This window comes from Tepidamorphus gemmatus, assembly GCF_004346195.1.
Taxonomy (GTDB): domain Bacteria; phylum Pseudomonadota; class Alphaproteobacteria; order Rhizobiales; family Tepidamorphaceae; genus Tepidamorphus; species Tepidamorphus gemmatus.
In genome coordinates this window covers 43,239-68,797 of sequence record NZ_SMAK01000006.1, presented here as the reverse complement: position 1 = coordinate 68,797, position 25,559 = coordinate 43,239, and the positions used below count along the sequence as shown (strand labels likewise).

At 69.0% G+C, this 25,559-nt stretch carries 16 protein-coding genes; 5 read left to right on the top strand and 11 right to left on the bottom strand.

Annotated elements, in window-relative coordinates:
- Positions 1 to 2: 2 nt before the first annotated feature.
- The 5 genes from EDC22_RS10930 to EDC22_RS10910 all read right to left on the bottom strand — a co-directional run bounded on the left by EDC22_RS10930 (position 3) and on the right by EDC22_RS10910 (position 7,104).
- The gene (locus EDC22_RS10930) at positions 3 to 1,232 is read right to left on the bottom strand and encodes an ArsB/NhaD family transporter (protein ID WP_132806697.1); all 1,230 of its coding nucleotides are present in this window, start codon (positions 1,230 to 1,232) and stop codon (positions 3 to 5) included.
- Positions 1,233 to 1,257: 25 nt separating this feature from the next.
- On the bottom strand, positions 1,258 to 1,746 hold the full coding sequence (locus EDC22_RS10925; RefSeq protein ID WP_132806696.1) for a DUF3429 domain-containing protein: 489 nt from the start codon (positions 1,744 to 1,746) through the stop codon (positions 1,258 to 1,260).
- Positions 1,747 to 1,777: 31 nt separating this feature from the next.
- Entirely contained in the window at positions 1,778 to 2,545 is a 768-nt protein-coding gene (locus tag EDC22_RS10920; protein WP_132806695.1) for a TIGR02186 family protein, read from the bottom strand.
- Position 2,546: 1 nt separating this feature from the next.
- A complete protein-coding gene (locus EDC22_RS10915) occupies positions 2,547 to 3,473 on the bottom strand; it encodes a sulfite exporter TauE/SafE family protein (protein ID WP_132806694.1) in 927 nt (308 codons plus the stop codon).
- A 109-nt stretch (positions 3,474 to 3,582) separates the two neighbouring features.
- Positions 3,583 to 7,104 carry a peptidoglycan-binding protein gene (locus EDC22_RS10910; protein WP_132806693.1) on the bottom strand — a complete coding sequence of 1,174 codons (3,522 nt, stop codon included), beginning with the start codon at positions 7,102 to 7,104 and terminating at the stop codon, positions 3,583 to 3,585.
- Positions 7,105 to 7,389: 285 nt separating this feature from the next.
- On the opposite strand from EDC22_RS10910, the gene EDC22_RS10905 reads away from it, so the two are divergent.
- The 5 genes from EDC22_RS10905 (at position 7,390) to EDC22_RS10885 (ending at position 14,748) form a co-directional block, all read left to right on the top strand.
- Positions 7,390 to 7,851: a MerR family transcriptional regulator gene (locus EDC22_RS10905; RefSeq protein WP_132806692.1), complete on the top strand. Its 462-nt coding sequence runs from the start codon at positions 7,390 to 7,392 to the stop codon at positions 7,849 to 7,851.
- Positions 7,852 to 7,895: 44 nt separating this feature from the next.
- Positions 7,896 to 9,689 carry an acyl-CoA dehydrogenase C-terminal domain-containing protein gene (locus tag EDC22_RS10900; protein ID WP_132806691.1) on the top strand — a complete coding sequence of 598 codons (1,794 nt, stop codon included), beginning with the start codon at positions 7,896 to 7,898 and terminating at the stop codon, positions 9,687 to 9,689.
- 178 nt (positions 9,690 to 9,867) lie between these two features.
- Positions 9,868 to 11,025 carry an acyl-CoA dehydrogenase family protein gene (locus EDC22_RS10895; RefSeq protein ID WP_132806690.1) on the top strand — a complete coding sequence of 386 codons (1,158 nt, stop codon included), beginning with the start codon at positions 9,868 to 9,870 and terminating at the stop codon, positions 11,023 to 11,025.
- Positions 11,026 to 11,178: 153 nt separating this feature from the next.
- Entirely contained in the window at positions 11,179 to 12,387 is a 1,209-nt protein-coding gene (locus EDC22_RS10890; RefSeq protein ID WP_132806689.1) for an acetyl-CoA C-acetyltransferase, read from the top strand.
- Between the two features lie 144 nt (positions 12,388 to 12,531).
- On the top strand, positions 12,532 to 14,748 hold the full coding sequence (locus EDC22_RS10885; protein WP_132806688.1) for a 3-hydroxyacyl-CoA dehydrogenase NAD-binding domain-containing protein: 2,217 nt from the start codon (positions 12,532 to 12,534) through the stop codon (positions 14,746 to 14,748).
- A gap of 275 nt (positions 14,749 to 15,023) precedes the next feature.
- Here EDC22_RS10885 and EDC22_RS10880 read toward each other — a convergent pair whose 3' ends face one another.
- The 6 genes from EDC22_RS10880 to EDC22_RS10855 all read right to left on the bottom strand — a co-directional run bounded on the left by EDC22_RS10880 (position 15,024) and on the right by EDC22_RS10855 (position 25,370).
- Positions 15,024 to 16,058 carry an ABC transporter substrate-binding protein gene (locus tag EDC22_RS10880; protein WP_132806687.1) on the bottom strand — a complete coding sequence of 345 codons (1,035 nt, stop codon included), beginning with the start codon at positions 16,056 to 16,058 and terminating at the stop codon, positions 15,024 to 15,026.
- A gap of 42 nt (positions 16,059 to 16,100) precedes the next feature.
- Entirely contained in the window at positions 16,101 to 16,919 is an 819-nt protein-coding gene (locus EDC22_RS10875) for an ABC transporter permease (protein WP_132806686.1), read from the bottom strand.
- Positions 16,912 to 17,886 (bottom strand): ABC transporter permease, encoded by a 975-nt coding sequence (locus EDC22_RS10870; protein WP_132806685.1) that lies wholly within the window; start codon positions 17,884 to 17,886, stop codon positions 16,912 to 16,914. Before EDC22_RS10870 ends, EDC22_RS10875 begins: the two co-directional genes overlap by 8 nt.
- A 12-nt stretch (positions 17,887 to 17,898) precedes the next feature.
- A complete protein-coding gene (locus EDC22_RS10865; protein ID WP_132806684.1) occupies positions 17,899 to 18,987 on the bottom strand; it encodes an ABC transporter ATP-binding protein in 1,089 nt (362 codons plus the stop codon).
- Between the two features lie 179 nt (positions 18,988 to 19,166).
- A complete protein-coding gene (locus EDC22_RS10860) occupies positions 19,167 to 23,474 on the bottom strand; it encodes a translocation/assembly module TamB domain-containing protein (RefSeq protein ID WP_132806683.1) in 4,308 nt (1,435 codons plus the stop codon).
- A 27-nt stretch (positions 23,475 to 23,501) separates the two neighbouring features.
- Positions 23,502 to 25,370 (bottom strand): autotransporter assembly complex protein TamA, encoded by a 1,869-nt coding sequence (locus EDC22_RS10855; RefSeq protein WP_132806682.1) that lies wholly within the window; start codon positions 25,368 to 25,370, stop codon positions 23,502 to 23,504.
- Positions 25,371 to 25,559 lie beyond the last annotated feature (189 nt).

Below are 25,559 nucleotides of genomic sequence, written 5' to 3'. Positions count from 1 at the left end.
GCTCACCCCCCGCCGAGGGCCGTCACCCACAGCCAGGTGACGAGCGGCGACATCACCGTCACCGGCAGCATCAGCGCGGTGAACTGCCAGAAGGTGAACGGCCGCTGTCCGTAGCGCTCGGCCTGCTGCACCACGATGACGTTGCTCGCTGCGGAGATGATGAACAGGTTGCCGGCCAGCGTCGAAATGCCGGCCAGCATCATCAGGGTCTCGGTGCTGGCACCGGAGGTCAGTCGCAGATAGAGGTCCACGACCGGCACATTGGAGAACAGCTGGCTCGCCACGAAGGCGATCGCGGCCGTCACCGCCGGCTCGCCGAGCCGCTCGACCAGCGGCCCGAGCAGCTGCTGCAGCGCGCCCGAGTCGTGCAGCGATCCGGTCACGACGAACATTGCCACGAAGAAGATCAGCGTCGGCCAGTCCACCTCCCGCAGCGTGCGCAGCCGGCGGCTCGAGAACAGGGCGACCGGTGCCGCTGCCACCAGGCTGGCCACACCGAAGGGAACGTGCAGGCCCGGATGCAGGCTGCCGCCGACAACCAGCACGACCAGCAGGCCCATGCCGACCCAGGCCGGCCAGGCGCGCGGCTCGCTGTGCGGCAGCGGCAGCTCCGGCTGGATGGTTCCGGACGGCCGGCAGTTCATCACCAGCCGCACCAGCCACGGATAGGCCAGTGCCAGCGCGATCAGTGTCGGCGGGCCGAGCCAGAGGGCGAAGGTGCCGACCGGATCGGTGAAGCCGGCATGGGAAGCGATCAGGATGTTCTGCGGGTTGCCGACCGGACTTGCCATGCTGCCAAGCGTCACCGCCGCACACAGCGCGATCAGGATCGGCACCGCCGGCCGATCGAGCGCGCGCGCCAGCATCAGCGCGATCGGCGTGCCGATCACCGCTGCCGCGTCGTTGGTCAGAACCGCCGAGGTCAGCGCGGTCGCCAGCACGAAGATCAGGATCGCCAGCCGCGGTCGGCCGGCGCCGACGATGCGCTCGCCGATCGCATGCGAGATGCCGTTGTCGTAGAGCGCGGCGGCGATCAGGAACACGCCGAACAGATAGGCGATGACGTTCCAGTCGATCGCCGCCAGCGCCGCCTGCGGGGTGATCTCGCCGAACGCGAGAAGCACGACCGCCCCGGCGCTCATGATGTGCCAGATCCTGATCTTGTCCGGCAGCCATTGCCGCAGCGCGATCAGGAGGAAGATCAGGCAGGAGACGGCGAGGCTGATGCTCACGCGATGGCCCGTAGCACGGCGGACGTTACAGCGGAATGATCGCCACCTCGGAGACCATCGTCACGACCAGCGCGACGACGGCTGCCGCCGTCAGGCGGATGCGCAGCGGACCGTACCACATCGGCGCGCGCCCCTCGCCGACCGCCCTGAGATCGAGCCAGCCCTGCAGCAGGAAGGCGACGATCAGCAGCGACAGTCCCTCGATGCGCGGGATCAGCAGCGCCAACCATCCCGCGCTCGGCGCGAGGATCGACAGGGCGAATCCGAGCGTCCGGTCGGATGCCCACAGCGGGCTCATCGCCATGCCCCAGCGGATGCCGCCCAGGAATGACAGGATCAGCGCCGCGTACACGCCCCCGGCCAGCGACAGGAAGGCGACCGTGCCGTAGTCCGACAGCACCAGCGGCGCCAGTGCGGCCGCCACGAACGGCACCACGCCTGCCCAGCCGATGATCAGCGCCACCAGCGGCGGCCGGCTGTCCTCGCCGATCGGTCGGTCGGAGATGATGGTCATGCAGCGACTCCCTTCCCGGACGCGCTCTCGTTCAATCCCGCCGGAACAGCACGCTGCCCAGCCAACCTACCCCGAAGGCCATTGCCACGGTGGCCAGTCCGTACAGCAGCGGCTGGCGGTGGGCCAGATCGAACACGGCCGCCTCGAACCCGTGCTTGAAGACCCAGAAGCCGATCTCGGTGCTGGCCAGCAGGGCGCCGTCGGCGAAGACGTGGACGACCGCCGTGTAGCCGCCGGTGCGGATACGTGTGGGCAGCGGAATCGGCACCTGGAACAGCCGCTGCGTCAGCATCTGCACCGCTCGGCCGTCCTCGATGTACAGGTGCTGTTCCATCTTGCGGCGAATCAGGGCGTCGCGGAACTCGGCCTCCACCTCCGGTGGCTGGGCAGTTCGGGGCACGAGCTTCACATGGTCGAGGCCGATGCCGCGCCGGCGCAGCAGCAGCGGCCCCGAGATCTCGCTCAGCGGCCGGTTCGACAACACCGCGTAGTAGGACGGCGCCCGCACGAACTCGACGCCGGTGGCGTTGACCCATATCCCGGCGATCCGCTCCTTGCGCCAGCTCACCATGTCGTCCGTCGGGCCGCGCACCACGACGACGACATCGTAGCCCCGGGCCCGCCCCACGGTGGCAGCGTCGCGCTCGATCGACCCGAACACCACCAGTTCGGTCCCCACGAAGTTGGAGCGGATCTCGACGCGGCGGTTCGACAGCGTCGCGATGACGCCTTCCGCCCATACGGGCTCCGGCGGCAGAAACGAGGCCGCCGCCATAAGCACGAGGATGAGCCGCATCATCTCAGCGGCCTCCCGCGGCAATCGTCAGCGTGTAGAGATCGGGTGGCGTCGCCACCAGCTCGTACATCATCCGCACGCCGACCGCGAGTACGAGCAGCGCCAGCAACAGCCGCAGCTGCTCGCCGCGCAGCCGCTGGCCTGCCTGTACGCCGAACTGGGCGCCCATCACCCCTCCGACCATCAGCAGCAGCGCCAGCACAGCGTCGATCGACTTCGTCGAAACGGCGTGCAGCACCGTGGTCGCCGCGGTCACGAAGATGATCTGGAACAGCGACGTGCCCACGACGACGTTTGTCGGCATCCGAAGCAGATAGATCATCGCCGGCACCATGATGAAGCCGCCGCCGATGCCCATGACGGCAACCAGCAGGCCGATGAACCAGCCGAGCGCCAGCACCGGCAGGACCGAGATGTAGAGCCGCGAGCGCTTGAAGCGCATCCTGATCGGCAGCCTGTGCACCCAGGTATGCTGGCCGGGGCGGCGGGCGGCGATCGGCCGGCCGAGCCGTCTGAGGATGATCGCCCGCGCGCTCTCCAACAGCATCAGCCCGCCGACGACGCCGAGGAACAGCACGTAGAGCAGGGAGATGATCAGGTCGAGCTGGCCGACATGCCGCAGCAGGCGGAACAGCACCACACCCATTGACGCGCCGACGATGCCACCTGCGATCAGGATGATGCCGAGCGAGACGTCGATGGTCCCGCGCCGCCAGTGGGCGAGCGCGCCGGACACCGACGAGGCGACGATCTGGCCGCTCTGCGTCGCGACCGCGACGGCCGGCGGAATGCCGGTGAAGATCAGCAGCGGCGTCAGCAGGAAGCCGCCGCCGACGCCGAACATGCCGGACAGGAAGCCGACCGCGCCGCCCATGCCCAGCAGCAGGAACATGTTCACGGCGATCTCGGCAATCGGCAGGTAGATCTGCATGCTCGCGGCCTGACGGGTCGCCGCGCGCCGACGGGGCGCTCGTTCTTGCACTCTGTCTGTTAACCGGCAGCCGGCGGCGGAAGTCAACCGGCCGGGCCGGCGTGCGGCCTCAACCGGCCGAACGCGTCAGTCGCTCGATCAGCTCCTCACTGACCTCGCCGGTATCCGGCATGCCGACGCTGCGCTGGAAGGCGCGGATCGCATCGCGGGTGCGCGGTCCCATCTCGCCGTCCGCGGGACCGGGCGCGTAGCCGAGCCGCGACAGCAGCGACTGCACGGTTGCGATGCTCTCGCGTGCGCCGAGCGCCTGACGCACCGGCGGCAGCGCGTCGCCCCAGCCGCCCTGTGGCTCGGCGACGACGTTGGCGGCCGGGTCCACCGGCTTCGGGGTGAAGGAGTCGAGGGCTGCGCGTGCTCGGGCGAGCTGCTGCTCGTCCAGATTGCGGGCGATCTCGTCGCGCTTGGCGAGCGCCTCGCGGTCGCCCTGGTCGGCGGCGATGGCGAACCAGCGGAACGATTCCACCAGGTCGACGGCGACACCCATGCCGCGCGCGTAGAGGATCGCGAGATTGTACTGGCTGTCGGCGAGCCCGTGCTCGGCGGCCTGGCGGAACCAGGTGGCGGCCTTCTCGAAATCCGGCGTTCCGTCGATGCCGTCGGCGTACAGCACCGCCAGATTGTGCATCGCCTTGCGGTTGCCGCGCTCGGCCGCGCGCTGATACCACATCCGTGCCATTGCCAGGTCGCGACCGACGCCGTGGCCCTTCTCGTACATGCTGCCAAGCCGGTACTGGGCGGGCGCAAGGCCCTGCGCGGCGGCGAGTCGATACCACCTGGCCGCCTCGGCGTAGTCCTGCGGCACACCGCGGCCATCCATGTAGCGGATCGCGATCTCGAACTGTGCCGCTGGGTCGCCGGAAAGCGCTGCCTCGCGCAGCTTCTGCGGTCCGATGCTCTCGGGCAGCGCCGGGATCGCGTCCTGTTGCAAGGCAGGGGCGGACGCGGCGGCGGCCGGTGCGGGCTCGGTTCCGACTGCTTGATCGATCGTTGCGGGTGTCGGGATCGAGCCGGTGACGTCGGCCTTTGCGACGGGCTCGGCGGCGGCGATGATCTGGCGGATTGCCGAACCGGCCTCCTTGGTGTTGTCGACCGTCTGGTGTGGCGGCCGTTGCGGCGGCGTCGTGTCGGCTGTCTCGACCTGTCCTGCCTCCGGTGTCTCGAGGAGCGACAGCACGGCGGAATCCGAGCGCAGGATGGCAGCGAGCTTCATGGCGCCATAGATGACCAGCAACATCGCCACGAGGATCGCCAGCGGCCGGCGGTAGCGCGCCAGCGCGGTCCCGACCGCGGCCAGCCGCTTGCGGTCGCGGATCGGCGCCGCCGGTTCGTCGGCAACGGCCTCCCGGGTCGCCTCCCGGGTTGCCGCCTGGGCGGCGCGGCGGGCGGCGGCGATGAAGTCGGCCTTGCGCGTCGGCTCGGCGGCCAGCACCTCAGGCTCGGTCCTCGGCCTCCGGGTGCCGGGCTCGAGTGGCACGTCGTCAGCCGGATCGGGCGGAACCGCCTCGCGGAACGAGCGGGTGACGGCGTTGATGCGATCGACGATCGCGTCGGGCTCCGGCACGCGGGTGCGATCCTCCGGCGCGGCGCCGACCGTCGGCTCCGGCGCCGGTTCACGTCCGGCCGGCAGCTCGCCGGCCCGCGCCTGCGGCCTGGCGGCGGCGCCCTCGATCTCGTCCTCGAGATCCTCCAGCCGGCCGACGATCTTCTTCAGGGTCTCGTGAACGGCGCGCAGCGTCTCCTCGGTGCGTCGGTCGGCCGCCTCGGCATTGGCGCGCTGCTCGGCCAGTTCGCGCTTCAACGCCTCGAGGATGTCCGGATCGCCGCCGGTGTCGCGCGCCAGCGACGCCATCGCCCGCTCAACCGCCTCCTGCGCAGCGGCCCGCGCCGCCTCCATGGCATCGGCGCGGCTCTGATCGAGCCGGCTGAACAGGTCCTCGAGCGTCCGGTCCAGCCCATCGAGGCCCGCCACCCGACGGGTCGAGGCGTCGACCTGCTCGGCCAGCCGCGCGATCTGCCGCTCGATCTGGGCAAGCGCCGTGGCGTCTCCCTCGCTGGCGGCACTGTCCAGCCGGTTCGCGAGCATCGACAGGTGCTGCTCGAGCTCGGCCATCTGCGGCGCGGACACCGTGCCGACGCGCTCGCCGAGCGCGCGCATCTCGCCACGCAGGGCCGAGTAGTCGCTCTGACGGGCATCGTCGATCTGTTCGGCGAGTGCCCGGATCTCGGCGCGCACGGCTTCGAACTCGCGGTCGTCGCGCTCCCGCGTCCGAGACCGCTCGCCGGCGCTCAGGCGGTCGCCCAGCGCCTGGATCTCGCCGCGCAGGCTCTCGAACTCGCTGCGCCCGGCCGCGTCGATGGCGCGTGCGATTTCGCGGATCTCGCTGCGGATCTCGGCGAACTCGCTGCGCGCGGCGGTGTCGAGCCGCAGCGCGACGTCTTCGATCATCGCCTCGAGGCTGGACGCCGACGAGGTCGGCGTCCGTTCGACGCGGTCCGCGAGTTCGCGCAGCTCGGTGCGCAGGGCATGGAATTCGGCGCGCGCGCTGCGGTCGAGATCCTGGGCGATCTCGCGCAGCTCGCCGCGAATCGCATCCAGTTCGGACCGGGTCGCAGTATCGAGCCGGCGGGCGGTGTCCTCCAGTCGCCCGGCGAAGTCCTCGGCGACGCGCGCCGGCATGCTGTCGATGCGGTCGGCGAGATCGCCGACCAGCCGGCGCAGGGCGTCGAACTCCGCGCGGCTCGCATCCGGGTGGCGCTGTCCCCGCAGGGGCGCCTCCTCGAGGGTGCGCTCGAGCCGCTCGGCGACCGTATCGAGCCGGTGATCGATGCGGTCAGCATAGGTCGCCACGGCCCGGTCGAAGCTGGTCTCCAGGCTGCGCTGGCGGGTGGCGATCTCGGCGATCGCTTCCTTCAGGCCGTCGAGCGCGGCCGGCGAGACGCGCGAGTCGGCCAGCGGGCGCTCGCGCCCGGAGCCGATCGGCCGGGCGGTGGCCAGCGGCGGGCGCGCCGGCGTCTCCATGCGCCGGGCGATCTGTTCGAGGCGCTCCTCGAGCTGGCGCACCGTGTCGCGGGCCGCACGCCGTTCCAGATCATCCCGCGCGACGGCGCCACCAAGCCGGTCGAGCCGGCCGGCAATGGCGCGCAGCGCCTCGGGGGCCTCGTCGCGGCCGATCGGCTCGTCGCCGCCCACCGCATCGACGAGTCGGCCGAGACGGCGCTCGACCTCCGTCTCGGCGGCGCGCCCGCGCGCGGGCGGAAAGCGGTCGGTGAGATCGGTCGCGGCCGCGGCCGCATGCTTGTCGCGGCTGCCGCGCGACAGCCGGCGCTCGAGGTCGTCGAGACCCGCCTCCACCTGGTCGAGGGCTTGGCGGCGGCGATCCCGCGCGGCATTCTCGGGCCGGGCGGCGGCAGCCGTTGACTGCCTGCGCGGCGGCGCCACCTCGTCGACGCTGCCGTCGATCACCGCGTCGAGCCAGTCGCGCAGGCTCATCCCGGCGCGGTCGGCCAGCCGGCGCGCCTCCGCTACGGCATCGAGGTCGGAAATCGGCTTGGTGGAACCGCGGAGTGCCATCGTCTACTACCGGTGTTGCGGCGTGCGCTGCGCACGGGCGGGCTTTGCGACTCCGTGCCACCAGAGCGGCGCGGATCAGGGCCATGCCGGAGTTTTTCGCAACACGGTAAACAACGGGTTAAGGGATCCGGTGCGTCGGCAGCCGTTCGGCGCGCGGCCGGCCCCGGCGACGGCCGGGCACGGGGCGGCGAAGGGCGGAGAGGAGGCGGTCGAGCGGCAGCAGACTGACTGCTTGACGTTTACGTAAACGTTATGTAGCTTCCCTGTGAACAGGATCGCAAGCGCATGTCCCGCCGCAACGCTGAGACCGAGGCCGCACCGTCCCCGCCGGGTGAAGCCCCGGCGCCTGCTGCCGCCCGCCAGACCACCTTCACCATCGGCGATCTCGCGCGCGAGTTCGGAGTCACCCTGCGCACGTTGCGCTTCTACGAGGACAAGGGACTGATCCATCCGCGCCGCCATGGCCAGACCCGCATCTATTCGCGCCGCGACCGAGCGCGCCTGAAGCTGATCCTGCACGGCAAGCGGGTCGGCTTCTCGCTGGCCGAGATCAGCCAGATGCTTGATCTGTACGACCTGAAGGATGGCCAGGTCACCCAGCTTCGCGTGGCGCGCGACAAGTTCGACGAGCAGATCCGCTTTCTCGAGGCGCAGCGCGCCGAGATCGAGACGGCGATTTCCGAACTCCGGCGCGCCCGCGAGGTCGTCTCTGGTATGCTGAAGGAACGCGAGAGTCGCGGCGCCTGACGGACAGCGAATCCGGGGGCCGCGCACCGTAGGAGGAAATGCCCATGCCGAGCTACCAGGCGCCCGTCGAGGACGTCCTCTTCCTGCTCAACGACGTCATCGGTCTCGAGCGCTACGGCAACATCCCCGGCTTCGCCGAGGCGACGCCCGATCTGGTGCGGGCGATCCTCGAGGAGGGGGCGCGGCTTTGCCAGGAGGTGCTGCAGCCGCTCAACCGCATCGGCGATATCGAGGGCTGCGTCCGCCATGACGACGGCAGGGTCACCACGCCGCCGGGGTTCCGGGAGGCGTTCCGCCAGTTCGCCGAGGGCGGTTGGATCGGGCTGTCCGCCGATCCGGAATATGGCGGGCAGGGTCTGCCGCATACATTGTCGGCGGCGATGAACGAGTTCGTCTCCTCCGCCAACATGGCGTTCGGCATGTATCCGGGCCTGACACAGGGCGCCATCGCCGCGCTGAGCCTGCATGGCACCGCGGAGCAGAAGGCGCTCTACCTGCCGAAGCTGATCGCCGGCGAATGGCTTGGCACCATGAACCTCACCGAGCCCCACTGCGGCACCGACCTCGGCCTGATCAAGACGAGGGCGGTGCCGAACGGTGACGGCACCTATGCGATCACCGGCACCAAGATCTTCATTTCTGCCGGCGAGCACGACCTGTCCGACAACATTGTCCACCTGGTGCTCGCCCGCGCCGAGGGCTCGCCCGAGGGCATCAAGGGCATCTCGCTGTTCGTCGTGCCCAAGGTGCTGCCGAACGCCGACGGCTCGCTCGGCGCGCGCAACGCCGTCTCCTGCGGCTCGATCGAGCACAAGATGGGCATCCACGGCAACGCCACCTGCGTGATGAACTACGAGGGCGCCACGGGCTGGCTGGTCGGCGAGATCGACAAGGGCATGCGGGCGATGTTCACGATGATGAACGAGGCCCGGCTCGGCGTCGGCATCCAGGGTCTCGCCCAGTCGGAGGTCGCCTACCAGAACGCCGTGTCCTATGCGAGGGAGCGGCTGCAGGGCCGGGCGCTGACCGGCCCGAAGCAACCGGACCGGCCCGCCGACCCGATCATCGTGCATCCCGACGTCCGCCGCATGCTGATGAACATGAAGGCGTTCAACGAGGCGGCGCGCGCGTTGGTGCTGTGGACCGCGATCCGCGGCGACGTGTCCCATCGCGGCAGCGACGCTGGCGAGCGCCAGGCGGCCGCGGATCTGATGGGTCTACTCACCCCGGTCATCAAGGGCGTACTGACCGACATCGGCTTCCGCAACGCCGTCGAGGCCCAGCAGGTCTATGGCGGCCACGGCTACATCGCCGAGTGGGGGATGGAACAGTTCGTCCGCGACGCCCGCATCGCCATGATCTACGAAGGCGCCAACGGCATCCAGGCGCTCGATCTCGTCGGCCGCAAGCTGCCCGCCAACGGCGGCCGGGCCGTGATGGCCTGGTTCGCGGAGGTCGGCGACTTCGTCAAGGCCAACCGGGACGATGCGGCGATGGCGCCCTATGTGGGCCCGCTCAAGGCAGGGCTGGACACGCTGCAGAAGGCCACCATGTGGTTCATGCAGAATGCCATGGCCAGGCCCGACAATGCCGGCGCCGGCTCGACCGACTACATGCATCTGTTCGGCCTCGTGGCGCTCGGCTACATGTGGGCGCAGATCGCCAAGGCCGCTCAGGCGCGGCTCGCCGACGGTGCCGACAACCGGGCCTTCTACGAGGCCAAGCTGGTGACTGGCCGCTACTTCATGGAGCGGATCATGCCCGAGGCCGACGCCCATTATGCCCGCATCTCGTCGGGCGCCGATACGCTGATGGCGCTGCCGGCAGAGGCGTTCTGATGCCGCCTGCCGCACCTGTCTCCGCCATTCCGGGCGGTTGTGCGTCCGCTTCGGGGTCGGGTGGGCACTGCAGCCCCATGCCGTCGGCCCGCGTCCGGCTCGCGCACTGTGCGCGCCTGAGCGGGATGACGGCCTGGAGGCGAGTCGGGATGACGACTGACATGGGAAGGATCGACGAATGACCGTACTCGACGTGCCGCGCCCGGAGTGGAAGAGCGAGGACGTGCTGCTGCTCGAGGAGCAGTCGCGCCGCTTCTTCGAGACCGAGCTCGTTCCCCACTACGAGCAGTGGCTCGAGGACGGCATCGTGCCGCGCTGGGCGTGGGAGAAGGCGGGCGCGGCGGGCTTGCTCTGTGCGGCGATGCCGGAGGAATACGGCGGCGCCGGCGGCACCTTCGCGCACGAGGCGGCGATCACTTGGCAGCTTGGGCTCGCGGGCCTGGATTCCTTCGGAATCGCGCTGCACAGCGCCATCGTCGCCCCCTACATCCTGCATTTCGGTTCGGAGGACCAGAAGAAGCGCTGGCTGCCGAAACTCGCCACCGCCGAGTATATCGGTGCAATCGCGATGACCGAGCCGGGCGCCGGCTCCGATCTTCAGGGCGTCAAGACGGTGGCGGTCAAGGACGGCAACCACTACCGCATCTCCGGCTCCAAGACCTTCATCACCAACGGCCAGAATGCCAACCTGATCATCGTCGTCGCCAAGACCGATCCGACGGCCGGCGCCCGGGGAACCTCCCTGTTCGTCGTCGAGACCGATCGGGTCGAGGGTTTCCGGCGCGGCCGCAACCTGAAGAAGCTCGGCCTGAAGGCGCAGGACACCTCCGAACTGTTCTTCGACGATGTGCGCGTACCCGCCGATGCGCTGCTCGGCGCCGAGGAAGGGCAGGGCTTCATCCAGCTGATGAAGGAACTGCCGCAGGAGCGCCTGCTGGTGGCGGTGCAGGCGATCGCCATGATCGAGCGGGCGCTCGAGACCACCATCGCCTACGTGAAGGAACGCCGGGCGTTCGGCAAGACGATCGCCGAGTTCCAGAACACGCAGTTCGCGCTTGCCGAGGCGAAGACCGAGGCCACCATCGGCCGGGTTTTCGTCGAGCACTGCATCGGCCGGCTGATCAGCGGCAATCTCGACACGGTCACCGCCTCGATGGCCAAGTACTGGCTCACCGACCTGCAGTGCAAGATCGTCGACCAGTGCCTGCAGCTGCATGGCGGCTACGGTTACATGGCCGAGTACCCGATCTCGCGCATGTACCAGGATGCCCGCGTGCAGCGCATCTACGCGGGCACCAACGAGATCATGAAGATGCTGATCGCTCGGAGCCTGTGATGGTCTCGATCGCATCCGCAAGCACCTCTGTCGTCCCGGACGCCGCAATCCGGCGATCCGGGATCGGGATGCCGTGAACGTCTTTATCCTCCCGATTCCGGCTCTGCGTTGCGCCGGGCGCGGGATGACGGAGGACAGGGAGAGGATTGTCCGATGCCCGACTGCTTCATCTACGATCATGTCCGTACCCCGCGCGGGCGCGGCAAGAAGGACGGCAGCCTGCACGAGGTGACGGCGCTGTCGCTGGCCTCGCAAACGCTCGCCGCGATCCGCGACCGCAACGATCTTGATACCCGGCTCGTCGACGACGTCGTGCTGGGCTGCGTCGATCCGGTCGGTGAGGCCGGCGGCGACATCGCCCGCGGCGCGGTCCTGCATGCCGGCTACGACCAGTCGGTGCCGGGGGTCCAGATCAACCGGTTCTGCGCGTCCGGCCTCGACGCGGTGAATTTCGCCGCCGGCGAGATCATGTCCGGCCAGCACCAGATGGCCATCGGTGGCGGCGTCGAATCGATGAGTCGCATCGGCATCGGCGCGTCCGGCGGGGCCTGGCCGATGGATCCCTCGCTGGCGGTCCCGACCTACTTCATGCCGCAGGGCATCTCCGCCGACCTGATTGCCACGAAGTACGGCTTCTCCCGCGACGATGTCGACGCCTATGCGGTCGAGAGCCAGAAGCGGGCGGCGAATGCCTGGGAGAAGGGATATTTCCGCAACTCCGTGGTGCCGGTGAAGGACATCAACGGCCTGACCATTCTCGATCGCGACGAGCACATGCGGCCGGACACCACGATGCAGTCGCTGGCGAGCCTGAACCCGTCCTTCGCCCAGATGGGCGAACTCGGCGGATTCGATGCGGTGGCCATCCAGCGCTACCCGGAAATCGAGGAGGTCATCCACGTCCACCACGCCGGCAATTCCTCCGGGATCGTCGACGGGGCGGCGGCTGTCCTGCTCGGCTCGAAGGCAGCCGGGAAGCGGGCGGGCCTCAGGCCGCGCGCACGGATCAGGGCCTTCGCCAATATCGGCTCGGAGCCTGGCATCATGCTGACCGGCCCGCTCGCCGTCACCGAGAAGGTGTTGAAGAAGGCGCGGATGCGGCTCGACGACATCGACCTGTTCGAGATCAACGAGGCCTTCGCCTCGGTGGTGCTGCGCTTCTTGCAGTATTTCGACCTCGACCCGGCGAGGGTGAACGTCAATGGCGGCGCCATCGCCATGGGCCATCCGCTCGGCGCGACCGGCGCGATGATCCTCGGAACGGTGATCGACGAACTGGAGCGCCGCGGCAAGGAGACCGCGCTGGTGACGCTGTGCATCGGTGCCGGCATGGGCACCGCGACGATCGTCGAGCGGGTGTAGTCGCGACAGTGGCAAACACACCCACGTCCCTGCCGGACCTGGCCCGGCATTCTCCGCGGCGGTCTGGTCGCGCGAGCTGGAGGCCCGGGTCGGGTCCGGGCATGACGTGGGGGGCGGCCGGACAGGCCAGGGAGGACTCCTGACATGACCTACAAGAACTTCACCCTCGACATCGACTCCGACGGCATTGCGCTCGTGACGTGGGACATGCCGGAGAAGACGATGAACGTCTTCGACGTCTCGGTGATGGACGAGATCGCGGCGATCATCGAGACGGTCGCCAGCGACGCGACCATCAAGGGGGCCGTCGTGACCTCGGGCAAGGAAACCTTCTCCGCCGGCGCCGACCTGACCATGCTGCAGAGCCTGCTCGGCGAATTCCACCGGATGCGGGCGAAGGACCCCGCCGCCGCCATCCAGGCGATGTTCGAGCAGTCGAGCCGCATGTCGCGGCTGTGGCGCCGGCTCGAGACCTGCGGCAAGCCGTGGGTGGCCGCGCTGAACGGCACGGCGATGGGCGGCGCCTTCGAGCTGGCGCTCGCCTGCCACTACCGGGTCGCCGCCGACAGCGACAAGGTGAAGCTGGCGCTACCCGAGGTGAAGGTCGGTCTGTTCCCCGGCGCCGGCGGCACCCAGCGCGTGCCGCGCCTCGCCAACACGCCGGACGCGCTGCAGTTCCTGCTTCAGGGCCGCGAACTGAGGCCGTCGCAGGCGCGTGCCATGCGGCTGATCGACGAGGTGGTGCCGGCCGACAGGCTGATCGCTGCGGCGAAGGACTGGATCCGGAACGGCGGCAAGGGGATCCAGCCCTGGGACAGGGACGGTTTCAAGCTGCCCAGTGGCAAGGTCTATTCGCCGCAAGGCTTCCAGATCTTCCCCGCCGCCAATGCCATCTACCGCCGCGAGACCTACGACAACTATCCGGCAGCCCGGGCCATCCTGTCCTGCGTCTACGAGGGGCTCCAGCTCCCGATGGACCAGGCGCTGAGGGTTGAGTCGCGCTATTTCACACACGTCCTGCAGACCAGGGAGGCGGCCTCGATGATCCGCTCCCTGTTCGTCTCCATGCAGGAGCTGAACAAGGGCGCCCGCCGCCCGGCCGACGTGCCCCCGGCCAAGATCCGGAAGGTCGGCATCCTCGGTGCCGGCTTCATGGGCGCGGGCATCGCCTATGTGACGGCGCGGGCCGGCATCGACGTGGTGCTGATCGACCGTGACGTGGAGTCGGCGGAGCGCGGCAAGGCCTACTCCGACACGCTGATGTCGAAGGCGGTGGGCCGCGGCAGCGCCAGGCCCGAGGACAAGGCCGCACTGCTCGCCCGCATCCGCACGACCGCCGACTATGCGGATCTCGAGGGTTGCGATCTGGTCATCGAGGCGGTGTTCGAGGACAAGGCCGTCAAGGCCGACGTCGTGCAGAAGGCCGAGGCGGTGCTCGCCTCCTCGGCGGTGTTCGGCTCCAACACCTCGACCCTGCCGATCACCGACCTCGCCACGGCGAGCGCCCGGCCGGAGAACTTCATCGGCATCCACTTCTTCTCGCCGGTCGACAAGATGATGCTGGTCGAGATCATCCTCGGCAAGAAGACCGGCGACAGGGCGCTGGCCATCGCGCTCGACTACTGCCGGGCGATCCGGAAGACGCCGATCGTGGTCAATGATTCGCGCGGCTTCTACACCTCGCGCGTGGTCGGCACCTATATCCGCGAGGGCCATCTGATGCTGATGGAGGGGGTGCCTGCCGCGATGATCGAGAATGTCGGCCGCATGGCCGGCATGCCGGTCGGGCCGCTTGCACTCAACGACGAGGTCGCGGTCGATCTGGCCTGGAAGATCCTTCAGGCCACCCGCAAGGATCTCGGCGACAAGGCCATCGACCCGCGTCAGGCGGCGCTGCTGGAAGAGATGGTCGTCAGGCGCGGCCGTCTCGGACGCAAGAACGGCAAGGGCTTCTACGACTATCCCGAGAAGGGCAGGAAGAAGCTCTGGCCTGAGCTGTCCACCCTGCAGCCCGTGCATCTCGATCCCGATTCGATCGACGTCGCCGAAATCAAGCATCGTCTGCTGGCGATCCAGGCGCTGGAGACGGCTCGCTGCTTCGCGGAAGGGGTGCTTACCGACGTCCGCGAGGCCGATGTCGGTTCGATCCTCGGCTTCGGTTTCGCGCCGTTCTCCGGCGGCACGCTGAGCTACATCGACAATATGGGGCTGAAGGCCTTCGTCGAGCTCTGCAACAGGCTCGCCCGCAAGCACGGCCCGCGCTTCCGGCCTAACAGGCTGCTCAGGGAGATGGCGGCGAACGGCGAAACCTTCTACGGCCGCTTCCCGCCCGACGCGAGCGCAGCCAGGGCAGCGGCGTAGAGCCGCTCGCGGAGAAGGGGCGAGCGGCGCGCCGTCTGCGCTCGCGACGAGGCGCCAGGTTGGAGCGGATCATCGAGCCCGCGATGCGATGATCTGCCGGGCAGAGGAACCCGTTCCGGCGCGACGCACGCCGCATCCCGGCCGCAGGCGGGATGCCGGGGAGCCGGGACCGGGGCGCCGATGCGGGCTGGCGTCCTGCCCTCCCGCTCCCGGATCAGCCATGCGGCCGTCCGGGATGACGCGGGTCTGGCCCGGGTGCGAGGAGGACTGCAGGATCACTTCTGCAGTTCGGTCCAGATTGCCGTGTACATGGCCTGCACGTCGGGCGGGCAGGTCATGTTGAAGCGGCCGGCATCGGCGAACTGTTCGGGAATGTTGACCTCCGGTGCCGTGCGCATGTCCTCGGGCATGAACTGCTCCGAACCCTTGATGCCGTTGGCATAGCGGGCAAAGGCGGAGATCAGGGCCGCGTTCTCCGGGTCCATGATGAAGTTCATGAACAGCTTGGCGTTCTCGACGTTCTTGGCGTCCTTGAGCACGGCAACCGAGTCCATCCACAGGACATAGCCTTCCTTCGGATAGCCGTAGACCACGTCCGGGTTCTGCAGGCGGGCGCGGAACGTCGAGCCGTTCCAGTTGACCGAGGCCATGACGTCGCCGCTGGCCAGCTTCTCGGTCATGCCGTAGTCCATCGACAGCCATTTCGGTTTGGCCTCCATGAGCTTGTCGCGGACCTTGCGCAGCACCTCGCGGTCGCTCTCGCAGGGTTTGCCGCCCATGTAGTAGATCGCCAGATGCATGACATCGATCATCTCCGGCACGACATTGACCTTGCCGATGAGCTCCTCGGGCGGGTCGAGGAAGATTGCCGAGGTGTTGGGATCGCCGCTGTAGGCCTTGGTGTTGACCGCGATGCCGGTCGTGCCCCACTGCCACGGCACGGTGTAGTGACGGCCCGGATCCCATTCCACGTCGACCCACCGCGGATCGACGTTCTTGAAATTCTCCATCTGGTCGGGCCTGACCTCGAGCAGAAGGCCTTCCTTGATCCACACCGGAACGTAGGAGTGCGACGGCACCACGATGTCGAAGCCGTGACCGCCGGCCTTGACCTTGGCGAGCGCGGTGTCGTTGGAGTCGTAATCGGTGATCGTCACCTTTACGTCGTAGGTGTCCTCGAACTTCTTGATCAGCTCGGGGTTCGTGTAGTTGCCCCAGTTGAAGATGTTCAGCTCCCCTGCTGCCGAGGCGAGGCCGGTCGAGGCGATCAGGCTCGCCGCCGCCAGTCCGGTTGCAGTTCTCCACCTCATGTCTGATCCTCCGTTGTGGTTGGGCCCCGCAGCGGGGCAAGGCTACTTGCGTTTGCTCAGAAGGAAGAACACCGTTACCAGCGTGACGGAGATCCCGAGGAACACCGTTGCTATGGCGTTCATCTCCGGCGAGATCGCCCGCCGGAACTGGCCGAGCATGTAAGTGGGCAGGGTATCCTGTCCGCCCGATTTGACCAGTTCGGTGATCACCACGTCATCGAGCGAGATCACGAAGGCGAGCATCAGCCCGGCCAGGATGCCCGGCATCAGCAGCGGCAGCGTCACGCGCCGGAAGGTCATCCACGGCGTCGCGTAGAGATCCGCCGCCGCCGTTTCCAGGGTGAGGTCCATGTTCTCGAGCCGCGCGCGGATCGGCAGATAGGCGAACGGGATGCAGAAGGCGGTGTGGGCGAGGATCAGGTAGCCGAGCCCCGTATAGCCGGTCGCCACCTTGATCATGGCGAAGAAGATCAGCAGCGCGACGCCGGTGACGATTTCCGGCACCATCAGCGGCTGGTTGATCATCGCGTAGATGGCGGTGAGCCCGCGATAGGGCCTGGTTCGGGTCGTCGCCAGCGCCGCCATGGTGGCGAGCACGGTCGCCGAGACCGAGGCGATCGAGGCGATGATGAAGGACCTTATCGAGGCGTCCTTGACCTGCTGGTTCTGCCAGGCGGCCTCGTACCAGCGCCACGAGAAGCCCTCCCACACCGCGATCGAGGTCCCCGAATTGAACGAATAGATCACCAGGACCAGGATCGGCGCGTACAGCATCACGAAGCACAGCATCGCGATGGTGGCGAAGCCCGTCTGCTGCGTCACCGAGAACGGTCGGGCCCTGCGCATGGCGGCGTCAGCCATGGTGTCCGCCCCCCTGGCGCGACACGTTGCGCACGTAGACGAGCAGCGCCACCATGACGATGACGAGCAGCGTCATCGACAGCGCCGCGCCGAGCGGCCAGTTGCGGCCCTGCCCGAACTGCAGTTCGATCAGGTTGCCGAGCATCAGGTTCTTGCCGCCGCCGAGTACCCGCGGCGTCACATAGGCACCGAGCGAAGGGACGAAGACCAGGATCGAGCCGGCGATGATTCCGGGCTTGACCATCGGGATGATCACCCGCTTGAGCGCCTGGAAACGGGTCGCATAGAGGTCGTAGGCGGCCTCCACCAGGCGGAAGTCGAGCTTCTCCATCGAGGCGTAGAGCGGCAGCACCATCAGCGGCAGATAGACATAGGTCATGCCGAGCATGATCGCGAAGTCGGTGTAGAGCATCTGGATCGGTGTCTGGATCAGACCGAGCGAGATCAGCAGCGTGTTGATCGCGCCCTCGTTGCGGATCACCTCCATGATCGCGAAGGTGCGGATCAGGAGGTTCGTCCAGAACGGGATGGTGATCAGGAACAGCCAGACGGCGCGGTAGCGGGCGGGGCGGGTGGCGATGAAGTAGGCGGTCGGGAAGCCGAGGATCAGCGCCGTCAGCGTCGTCAGGAACGACAGCCGCACCGAGCGCCACAGCACCGAAAGATGCGCATCCGCCAGACTGATCGTGTCGTCGAAGATGTCGCGGCGGAACACGACGCTGAACCAGGCGTCCGTCGAGAATTCCCAGATCACCCCGCCATAGGGTCCGGGCTTCAGGAAGGAATAGACCAGCACGATGACGAGCGGTCCGGACGCCGCCACCGTCAGCACGATCAGTGCCGGCAGGCTGAGCAGCCACTTGGTCCGGATCGCGCGGCGTTCCGCGGCCGCCAGCGCGTCGCGGCCGCCGGCACCGGCAGCCAGTGCCGCGGCGTTCGATCTCAGCGATGTGTCCGAAGCCACCATTGCCAGCGGATCTCAATCCCGGAGCACCTGGATCGCGCCCGGCGCGATCTCGATGCCGACCCGTTCGCCGGTTGAGAACGCCTCCGCGCCGCCCCGCGCGTTCTGCATCCTGACCGTGAACGCGCCGCCGCGCTCCAGCCTGACGTGATAGTGCGTGTCGGTACCGAAATAGACGACATTCTCTATGTCGCCGGCGAGTGGCGACCCTCCTTCCGCCGCGACGAGGCGGGCATGTTCCGGGCGGACCACCGCGGTCGCCCGGCCGTTGCCCGCATAGCCATCGGGAAGATCGGCCTCGGCCTCGGCGCCCGATGGCAGGCGCAGCCGGGCGCGACCGCCCGAGATGGCGAGGACATCGACCTCGATCAGGTTGGTGTCGCCGATGAAGTTGGCGACGAACCGTTCGGCGGGATGCTCGTAGATGTCGCGCGGCGTGCCGACCTGCAGGATGCGCCCCTCGTTCATCACCGCGATCCGGTCCGACATCGTCAGCGCTTCCTCCTGGTCATGGGTGACGAAGATGAAGGTGATGCCGGTCTCGTGCTGCAGCCGCTTCAGTTCGAGCTGCATTTCCTTCCTGAGCTTGAGGTCGAGGGCCGACAGCGGTTCGTCGAGCAGCAGCACCTGCGGATGCGGGGCCAGCGCGCGGGCGAGCGCCACGCGCTGCTGCTGGCCGCCGGAGAGCTGCGAGGTCTGGCGATCCTTCAGGGCCTCCATGCGGACCAGCTTCAGCATCGCATCGACGGTCCGCGCCACCTCGGCCTTCGGCTTGCCGAGCATCTCCAGACCGAAGGCGATGTTGCCGGCCACCGTCATGTGCGGGAACAGCGCGTAGTTCTGGAAGACGGTATTGACCGGCCGCCTGTAGGGCGGGAGGAAAGAGATGTCCTGCCCTGCCAGCAGGATCGTTCCCTGCGTCGGATGGTCGAACCCGGCGATCAGCCTGAGCAGCGTCGTCTTGCCGCAGCCGGACGGCCCGAGCAGGGTGAAGAACTCGTTCTGCCGGATCTCGACGCTGACGTCGTCAAGCGCGACGACCCAATCCGGCTGGACGCCGAACGCCTTCGTAACGCCCCGCACCTCGATTGCGGCATGAGCCAATCGACCGTCCCCCTCTTGTTTTGTGCGGCTGCAAAAATGCTATCACGCGAGGTCTGTTGTGCAAGTGGTGTCCGGCAATCCGGTGGAGAAACAACGGCAATCGGCTGCGATGCCGAGTGCCGGACTGTGATCACGCCCGGCCGATTCCGGTGCCGTTGCGCTGCCTCTGCGGGCGTCCGCTAGTATTCCCACTCGACATTCACGCCGACGCTGGACGAGCCGTCCGCGCCGACCGAGCCGCGCGCCCGGATGTTGCGGGTCAGGTCGATGTCGACATTGACACGGCTGGAATCCGGCCTGACGCCCTGCGTCACACCGACATAGATGTTGTCGTTAATATAGCGGCCGATACCGATCGCCGGGGTATCGCCCGCCGTCGTCAGTTGCAGCACGTCGAGCCCGAGATTCTGGCGGATGCTGTCGATCATGCCGCCGCTGCCGCTGAGCACGCCGGTCAGCTCGCCGGCGGCCTGGGCGAGCTGCAGCGCCTCGCCCGCCGACAGAGAGCCCGTCGCCTTGTCGAACAGGATCCGCGACAGGATCTCGTCCTGCGGCAGCTCGGGCGTGGATGACAGGGTGAACACCGGCCGCGATGCGGTGCCGGTCACGGTGATCTGCGCGGTGACGCTCGAGGTCTGGGTCTCGGCGAGGAAATCGAGGCTCGGGTCGATCCTGTCGCCGCCCGAGAAGGTGACACGGCCGCGGGTCAGCGATATCCGCTGCGTCAGGAAGTTTACCTCGCCGCGCCTGAGCTCGAAGGCGCCGATCACCAGCGGGACGGCCGTCGTGCCGCGCACCGTCACCTCGCCGCCGAGTTGCGCGTCGATGCCCTGACCGCGCACGAAGATGCGGTTGGTGGTGGTCACCGTCAGGTCGAGGCCGATGAGAGGGCCGCCCGTGGCTCTGCTCTGGAGCGCCGCCTCGGCGGCCAGTTGCGCGGCCACGGCCTCCGGCGTGTTGACATGCCGCACCGGGATTGCGACGGCCGACCGCGGCAGCCGGTCGGGCAGTGTGATGTCCATCTGCCGGATCGTTACGGTGCCGGCGAGCACCGGGCGGCTCGCAACCGGTCCGGTCAGCGACAGCGAGGCATCGACGATGGCATCGACGATGTCGGTCGCGACGACCTCCGCATTGCTCGCCGTTATCCGGAGATCGGCGGGAAAGCCCGACGCAGCGTCGAGCCGGACCGTGCCCGATCCGCTCACCGTGCCGCCGTTGCGGGCGCGCGCCGAGAAGCGGGTGATCTCGACCGCGCGGGTGCCGCCGCGCGCCTCCAGTGCGACCTGATCGAACGAGACCCCGTTCAGCGGGCTGACGAAGGTGCCGCCGGCGAGCCGGATGGTACCGTTTGCGTCCGGCGCGTCGGCGCGTCCGGTGATGCGCATGTCGACGTCGACCGGGCCCGAGATGCGGTCGCCGGACGCCGCCAGCATGTCGTTGAGGATGGCGAGATCGACACGGCCGCGCGCGGCGAGATCGACTGCCCCGGTTGCCGATAGTGGCGCCGTGCCGGTGACCGTCAGTGCCGCGCCGCCGGGGCCGGTGATGCGCGCGTCTACACGGGTGTGCTCGCCGAGCAGTTCGCCGCTCGCGGCGATGTCGAGGCCGGTGAAGCCCGCCTCCCGCATCGCCGGCAGCACCAGCCGCGAGATGTCGGCGCGATAGGTGCCGCGCGGCGCCGCGGCGGTTCCGGTCAGTCGCGCCTGTCCGGACAGCGTGCCGCCGATGCCCGAGCCGGCGACCGCGATGTCGGCGAGCGCCAGCGGCAGCGCGCGGGCGATCACCGACAGGTCCAGCGTCGCCCCGGCGTGTCCGTCGATCTCCAGACTGCCGCCGCCGGTCCGGAGCGTCAGCCGCGCAAGCGAAATGGTGCCCCCGGCGATCCTGATCGTCGTGGGCGCGGCCAGCGTCGCGGTCTGGCCGCTTGCGGCAAGCGTCAGCGAGCGCAGCGCGATGTCGGCATCGCCGCCGGCCAGTGCCACCCCGGCCGCAACATCGAGCCGGGCGCCGAGGCCGGTCGCCGAGATGGTGATGTCGTTGGCGGTGGCGCCGCCGCGCGCTGTGGCCGTGATCCGCTCGATGCGGTTGCCTCCGACATCGAGCGCCCGCGCGTCGAGGTCGGCGTCGATGGCAAGCCGCCCGGTCGGATCGCGCAGCATCGCCGCGAGGCGTGCTGAGGACAGGCTGAGGTCGAACGCCCGCACGCCGCGTGCCTCGGCCCGCGCCCGCACCACCTGTTCGCCGTTCTCCACCGCAAGGTCGAGGGATGCGTCGAGGCTGCCGCGCAGTTCGGTGAGCGCCAGCGTCGCCAGGTCGGACAGGTCGGACGCCTTGATCTCCAGCCGGCCGGTGCCGTTCGCGTTCGGGTCGAAGGCGATGTCGCCGGCCACCCGAACCGAGCCGATCACCACCTCGAGCCCCTCGATCGCGAGCCCGGCGAGCCCGCCCGCGCCGTCCGCCGCGCTGAGCCGTCCGCGGCCGCTCACCGGCTGCCCGTCGAGGCGGCCGGACAGCGACACGGTTCCCTTCGGTGCGCCGGTGACGTCCTGTGCCGCGACCGCGAGTCTGAGAGTCTCGACCGGCCGCCCCATTGCTGTCGCCTCGTCGATCGTCGCCTGCAGATCGAGGTCGAGATCGGCAAGCGATCCGGTCATTCGTGCCTCGATCGTGGCCGCGCCGTCGACGCGGTTGTCGAGGCGGGCAAGATCGGTGAGGGCGATCGCCGCCACCACGTCGGCGCGTCGTTCGTCGGCGCTGCCGTTCGCGGTGATCGACAGCGCCGCGCCGGCAATCCTCAGATCCTCGAAGGCGAAGCTGCCGTCGGCGTCCCGCCGTATCCCGCCGTTCAGGGTGACCGATCCGCCGAGCGCGCCGTCGAGGGCCGCGATCCCGGTGCCGAGACCCTCGAAGCCGCCGCTGACGTCGAGCGCCAGCGCGCTGCCATCGAAGCGCGCGCGGGTTGCCGCCTGAAGGCTGGCGCGTCCGGCGAGATCCATGCCGGCGAGCCCGGCCAGCACCGAAAGGTCGAAATCGCGGGTGTCGAGGCGCCCGTCGAGGCCGGCTGCGTCCAGGCTGCCGCTCCAGACGATCTCGCCGGCCCCGACGATCAGACGCGCCGGCTCGGCCGTGACCTTGCCGGCGGGTGTGACGCTGCCGTCGAGCACGAGCCGCACCGCTTCGCCGGCCGCGGCGCCGTAGGCGCGTTCGGCCGGAGCCACCCCGACTGCCCGCAGGTCGAGGCTCAACGGGATCGCGCGATCACGGTCGGTGACCGGCCCGGTCGGTGCCAGTCCGAGCGCGAGACTGAGGCCGGCGATCCGGTTGCTGGCGATCTCGAGCATCTCGCCGTCGAGCTGCAACGCAAGGTGCGGTTCGGACAGGGAACCCCGCACCGTGCCGACCGCTTCGATGCCCGCCCAGGAGGTCTGCACCGGCAGGATCACCGCATAGCGACCCGCCTCTCCCATCACCGCGTCGTAATGGATGTCGAGCGCTCCGGTCGCAGGCACGACCTCGCCCCGCACGGAAATGATGGCGGCCGCCGTCTTGACCTCGAACCGATCAATCGTCACCGGCCCATCGTCGGCGAAGCGCAGGCGCGCGGCGAGCGTCGAACGTCCGGCCGCGAGCGGCGCGTAGGCGAGATCGACCAGCCCGGAGGCATCCGCCTCGAGATCGGCGACGAGCAGCAGCCCATCGCCGCCGCGGGCAATCGCTGCGGTACCGGAGGCCGTGCCGCGGTCGCCGGCGACGAGGTCGAGGTTCGCGCGCCAGTCGTCGATCGGACCGGAACCGCGGGCCGTGAACCGCACCGATGGCAGACCGGCCATGCCGGTCAGCCGCGAGACCAGCCCGCCGGCCGGTTCCTCGACCGTCAGGTCGAGGCCGAGCCGCCGCGAGTCGGGGATATAGGCGACGACGGCCCGCAGGCTGCCCGGTGTGCCGTCGATGCGCTCGGCGCTGAGGGCGAGATTGAGACCCTCGCTCGGCGGCCCGAGCTGGGCCTCGCCCGCGATCGCGACGGCCGCCGGGATGCCGAGCACCTGCTCGCCGAGGCCGAGGCGGACCACCTCGAGTCGCTCCAGCGCGATCTCGAACGGAAGCATGGGCAGGCCGCCACCATCCGCGCCGCCCTCCGGCAGGCGGGCGATCTCGACAGTGCCGATCTCGACCGCTTCGATCGACAGGACGCCGGCCAGCAGCGCGAACGGCCGCCAGGCGAACCGCACCCGGTCGATCGTCAGCCAGTCGCCGTTGCGATCCGCCATGGCGATGTCGAAGATCGTCACGTCGAACGGGATCCGCCCCTCCAGCCGGCCGATCGCAAGCCTCTGATCCTCGGCCGAGGCGAAATGTTCGATCAGCGAGGCGATCATGCTGCGTCCGGGCCCGGTCTGGGCGAATGCCAGCAGCGCCCCGACGAGGATCACCGGAGCGAGCAGGAGGGCCGTGACCAGCCCGGCTATGCGTTTGGCTCTACGCACTGCGTCGTCGTCCTCGGATGTCGCGGCTCAGAACGACTGGCCGAGACCCACATAGACCGCGAGGCTCGGATCGTAGGGCCCCTTCTCGAGCGGGACCGCGACGTCCAGCCTCAGCGGCCCGATGGCGGTGTAGTAGCGCAGGCCGAGGCCCGCGCTGAACTTCATGTCGGAGCCGAAATCCGGCGTCGAGGATGCGAAGGCGCCGCCCATGTCGAGGAAGGGCACGATACCGATCGTGTCGGTCACCTTCATCCGCATCTCCAGGGACGCCTCGAACAGGCTCTTGCCGCCGATGATCTGGCCATTCGGCAGCCGCGGGCTCACGCCTTGATACGCGTAGCCGCGGATCGAGCCGCCGCCGCCCGCGTAGAAGCGACGATCCGCCGGAATGATGGCAACGTTCGGGCCGTCGATCGTCCCGGCGGCGACACGCCCCGCCACGATGAAGCGCTTGGCGTCGTCGATCGCGTGATAGGCCGATACCGCGCCCTTCACTATGGTCATGCCGACGGTCGAGCCGAGGAACTCGGGAAAGGGTTCGATCTGTCCCGTTGCCCGGAAGCCCTCGGTCGGATCGAGTTTGCTGTCCGTGGAGTCGTAGGACAGGCTGATCGGGATACCGACCAGGGTGTAGTCTCGGGTGCCGAAGGCGTCGGTGATCCGCGATCGCTCGGCCTCTGCCCCGATGCGGCCCTCCAGCCTGTCGGTGAAACGTCGCCGCCATGCCACGTTGCCACCGAAGCCGCGGCTCTCATAGGCCTCGGGCACCTGCCGGAACGCCCGCGCCTCGACGAGCAGGTCGTCGTTGTTCCGGTAGACGCCCGGCTTCTCGAAGGTGGCCTTGGCGATGTACTGCAGATCGGTGACCGAGTTCGAGAACAGACGCGAGACCTCGCCCTCGATCCTCAGGCTCTCCGCCCGTCCGAACAGGTTGCGGTGGCCCCAGTAGCCGCTGACTGTGCTGCCTTCCGTGCTCGAATAGGCCGCGCCGAGACCGACGAAGCGCATCTTGCGCTCCTCGACCTCGATGATGATCGGGATCTGGCCGTCCGGGCCGATCTCCTCGCCTTCCACGATGCGGACCGACTGGAATACCCCGAGGCGGTTCATCTCGTCGCGGATTCGCGCGATCTCGGCGCGCGAATAGGGCGTCCCGGGAACGACACCCGCCTGCCGGGCGATGAACTCCGCGTCGACCTCGCTGGCGCCCCGGACCGCCACCGGGCCCATCACTGCGTATCGGCCCGGCGCGAGATAGAAGGTGAGGTCCAGCGTTCCGGTCGCATGATCGGCGATCGCCTCGCGCCGCGGCACGGCAGCGAAGGGATAGCCGAGATCCTGCATGGCATCGACGAGGCGCGTCTCGGCCTCCAGCACAAGCCGCGCCCGGGCAGGTTCGCCGGTCCGGATGCCGAGCGTAGCGGGATCGATCGGCAGCGGCGGCGGCGGCCTGCCGGTGGCCGCGTCGGCGAGCACGATCGGTCCGAACACGAACTGCCGGCCCGGTTCGATCCGCACCGTGACCGGCACCGGCCCCCGCAGCGCCGCCGCCGCCGCCGCGTCGATCGCGCGCGGCTCGGTTGCCGGGACGCCGGCGATGCGCACGTCGATCAGCGCGCCGTAATAGCCCTCGGCGAACAGCGCCGCCTGGAACCGCGGGATGTCCGCTGCGGCTCGGCGCACGAGACCGACCGGACCGGCCGGCGCCTCGGCGCTGAGCGCCCTGAGGTTGGAGGCGTTCTCGATGTCGCGCGTGAGGGGTTCCTCGCCGCCTGCGACATCGATCGTCACCGTGTAGGCGATCCCGGCCGCCGGCCGGGCGGTTGCGGACGGGGCATCGGGCGGGCTCTCGGGCGTCTGTGCGCGGGCACCGTCGTCAGATGTCAGTTCAAGCAAGATTACCGCCGCCGCTGCGAGAGCGACCGCGGTGATCCTGAACCCGAACCGCTGCCGGGCGCGGCAGAGTCGTCTTGTCGCGCCGAGAGTCGCAGACACCCCTTCACTCGATCGGTTGGCGGGCCCCCGCCGAGACCCCGATATGTTACTATACGCCGATGCGGCGCAAGACGAGACCGGCCCGTCGGC

What these genes read in the sequence shown, in the direction of transcription:
- EDC22_RS10910 (WP_132806693.1), bottom strand. Translation starts at nt 7,104, where the DNA reads ATGGCACTCCGCGGTTCCACCAAGCCGATTTCCGACCTCGATGCCGTA.
- EDC22_RS10875 (WP_132806686.1), bottom strand. Translation starts at nt 16,919, where the DNA reads ATGGCTGACGCCGCCATGCGCAGGGCCCGACCGTTCTCGGTGACGCAG.
- EDC22_RS10890 (WP_132806689.1), top strand. Translation starts at nt 11,179, where the DNA reads ATGCCCGACTGCTTCATCTACGATCATGTCCGTACCCCGCGCGGGCGC.
- EDC22_RS10870 (WP_132806685.1), bottom strand. Translation starts at nt 17,886, where the DNA reads ATGGTGGCTTCGGACACATCGCTGAGATCGAACGCCGCGGCACTGGCT.
- EDC22_RS10905 (WP_132806692.1), top strand. Translation starts at nt 7,390, where the DNA reads ATGTCCCGCCGCAACGCTGAGACCGAGGCCGCACCGTCCCCGCCGGGT.
- EDC22_RS10895 (WP_132806690.1), top strand. Translation starts at nt 9,868, where the DNA reads ATGACCGTACTCGACGTGCCGCGCCCGGAGTGGAAGAGCGAGGACGTG.
- EDC22_RS10880 (WP_132806687.1), bottom strand. Translation starts at nt 16,058, where the DNA reads ATGAGGTGGAGAACTGCAACCGGACTGGCGGCGGCGAGCCTGATCGCC.
- EDC22_RS10925 (WP_132806696.1), bottom strand. Translation starts at nt 1,746, where the DNA reads ATGACCATCATCTCCGACCGACCGATCGGCGAGGACAGCCGGCCGCCG.
- EDC22_RS10920 (WP_132806695.1), bottom strand. Translation starts at nt 2,545, where the DNA reads ATGATGCGGCTCATCCTCGTGCTTATGGCGGCGGCCTCGTTTCTGCCG.
- EDC22_RS10885 (WP_132806688.1), top strand. Translation starts at nt 12,532, where the DNA reads ATGACCTACAAGAACTTCACCCTCGACATCGACTCCGACGGCATTGCG.
- EDC22_RS10915 (WP_132806694.1), bottom strand. Translation starts at nt 3,473, where the DNA reads ATGCAGATCTACCTGCCGATTGCCGAGATCGCCGTGAACATGTTCCTG.
- EDC22_RS10900 (WP_132806691.1), top strand. Translation starts at nt 7,896, where the DNA reads ATGCCGAGCTACCAGGCGCCCGTCGAGGACGTCCTCTTCCTGCTCAAC.